Below are 3002 nucleotides of genomic sequence, written 5' to 3'. Positions count from 1 at the left end.
ACCGGTAATTTCCCCTAGATTATCTTGGGCAATACGCAGCTCTTCGGCTAATAACTCGCCGGCATTGAGCTCTGTTAGCTGTCTTCGACCAAGATTTACAGCATCCAAAGCACGATTTAAGGCATCTAGGTGCCGTCTGCGTGCAGTAAATGTACCTTCATTATTAGCCTTATAACCAACGCACTCTTTAAGGTGATCTTGTAGTAAGCTTAAGCCTTGTTTTTGCTTAGCGGATAAAGAAATAAGTGGGAATTCACCAAGCGAAGCAGTCGATGGGGCTTCTGACGTTTTATCCACTTTGTTTCGAACAATTGTTATATGGTCCTGATTATCGAGCTTTTCCAAAAACTCTGGCCATAGCGTGTCTGGTAATGAGTCAGAGTTTGATTCAATAGATGAAGCATCAACAACTAAAAGAATTCGATCAGCTTGTTCAATTTCCTGCCAAGCTCTATCAATACCAATCTGTTCAACTTTATCAGTACTTTCTCGAAGCCCTGCCGTATCAATAATATGTAAAGGCATTCCATCAATATTGATCTGCTCTTTAAGCACATCACGTGTAGTTCCTTCAATATCAGTCACAATAGCTGAATCGCGTCCTGCTAAAGCATTCAGCAAACTAGACTTACCTGCATTTGGACGACCGGCAATTACCACCCTCATTCCTTCAGTTAGTAGTGCCCCTTGATTCGCATTATTGATTAAGTCATTCAAGGTATCAATCAGAGTATCAACTTGCTCCAGGACATGTGACTCAGAAAGAAAATCAACTTCTTCTTCAGGGAAATCAATTGCTGCTTCCACGTACATTCGGAGTTTAATCAAGCCGGATACAATGGCATCAACTTGCTGAGAAAAGTCCCCTTGTAGGGAACGCAAAGCAGAACGAGCAGCCTGCTCGGAAGTACTGTTTATTAAGTCAGAAATAGCTTCAGCCTGAACCAGATCCAGCTTGTCATTAAAAAAGGCGCGTTGAGAAAATTCTCCCGCTTCTGCTAAGCGAGCACCATTCGAAACGATGGCTTTTAACAAAAGATCCAGAATGACCGGGCCACCATGAGCTTGGAACTCAACGACGTCTTCACCGGTAAAGGAGTGGGGACCTTTAAAGTACAGGGCAATTCCCTGATCTAAACGTAAACCATCTGGATCATAGAAATCGCAATAATGTGCATATCGATTCTTAGGCTCAAAATGAACCATCAGTTTAGCGATATCTAAGGCTTTTGGGCCTGATACCCTGACAATTCCAACTCCGCCACGACCTGCCGCCGTAGCAAGAGCTGCAATAGTGTCTTGATAATATTCACTCATATCAAGAACAGGGTAGATTAAGCGTTAGCTTTTTCGATTTGTCTGGTAATTACCCACTGCTGTGCAATCGACAGAATATTGTTTACTAACCAGTAAAGAACTAGCCCTGAAGGGAACCATAAGAAGAAAACAGTCATTACAACAGGCATAATCTTCATGATCTTAGCTTGCATTGGATCAGGCGGAGATGGATTTAGCTGCATTTGGATAGCCATACTTGCACCCATCAGAATCGGCAGAATGAAGTAAGGATCCATTACCGATAGATCGTGAATCCAGAACATAAATGGAGCATGGCGTAATTGAACACTCTCCATCAAAACCCAGTATAAAGCGATAAATACAGGCATCTGAACAAGAATAGGCAGACAACCACCAAGAGGATTAATTTTCTCTTTCTTATAGAGCTCCATCATTCCTTGAGACATCTTCTGACGATCATCGCCATACTGTTCTTTTAAAGCTTGTAGCTTAGGTGCTACCCGACGCATATTCGCCATAGAACGATAACTTGCAGCCGACAACTTGAAGAACAAAGCCTTAACACAAACAGTCACCAGAATAATTGCAAAACCCCAGTTCAATACAATGCCATAGAAGAAATCAAGCAATAGGAATAGTGGCGTTGCTACCCAGAATAACCAACCAAAATCTACGGTTAAATCAAGGTTTGGTGCAATAGCTTCCAAACGCTCCATAATCTTTGGACCAATATATAACTGTGCAGATGTCGTCTTGGTTTCTCCTGGAGCGACTTCGATTGCAGGGCTAATAAAGCCCATCAAATATCGACCGCCTTTCACGCGTGTTTGATAAGTATGAGTAACGCCATTATCTGGGATCCAGGCACTTAGGAAGTAATGCTGAATAAATGCAACCCAACCACCATGAATTTGTTCATTGATAGGGGAGTCAAGCATGTCTTCAAAGTCATATTTCTCGTAAGGTTTTTCAGCGCTTGAAAGCGCCATTCCCAAAAATGACTGCATACCCATACTATTTTGGCTCGATGGGTCAGAGGAACGATCTCTTACAATCTTTCCAGACAGGTTTGCCTGCCAGTTATCATTAGTCTTGTTATTAATGATATAGCTGACATTAATCAGATAATCATTGCGCTTGAATTCATAACGCTTAGTAATTGATACACCATCATCACTTTCAAAATTAAGGTCTATTGAAAGGCTATCTTGTCCTTCTTGTAACTCGTATGAAGAAGATGATGATGAGTAAATAGGAGCTGGGCCGTTTTTAGAGGAATCATATCCATTTTTTCCAAATAGACCACTTTCAACAACGTAATGTCTACCATTACCACTTTCCAACAGCGCCAGTGCTTCTTCTGAGCCTAANCTAACTTTATGCTGAGGCATTTTTGCCGAAATAACATTACCGCCTTTAAGATCAAGATATAAATCTAATACATCTGTTTTGATATGAACGCTTGACGATTGTTGCGAGGTGGAATTCTTTGTTTGGGCTGTGCTATCAATACTTGCAGCAGCAGACTCAGGTACAGTAAATTCAGAATCTTCGCTACTTTCTGCAGAAGTACTTAAACCAATAGACTCTTGTGGAATGGCTTGTTTAACTGCGGTTTGCGATGCTTGCTGACCATAATCTTCATTCCAGGCAAGTATCAACATATATGATACAACTGCTAAGCCAACAAAAATAATGCTACG

Annotated in this window: 2 protein-coding genes; both read right to left on the bottom strand. The window is 41.4% G+C overall.

What is annotated here, in order from left to right:
- The coding region (gene mnmE, locus A3761_RS18655) for a tRNA uridine-5-carboxymethylaminomethyl(34) synthesis GTPase MnmE (RefSeq protein WP_068750669.1) at window positions 1–1317 on the bottom strand (1317 nt) is incomplete at its 3' end.
- Window positions 1318–1334: 17 nt separating this feature from the next.
- A partial coding sequence (yidC, locus tag A3761_RS18650) for a membrane protein insertase YidC (RefSeq protein WP_068750667.1) occupies window positions 1335–3002 on the bottom strand: 1668 nt, incomplete at its 5' end.

It is taken from the genome of Oleiphilus sp. HI0123 (assembly GCF_001635315.1).
Note: the sequence above shows the minus strand (reverse complement) of the source record. Positions and strands in the feature narration are given on the sequence as shown.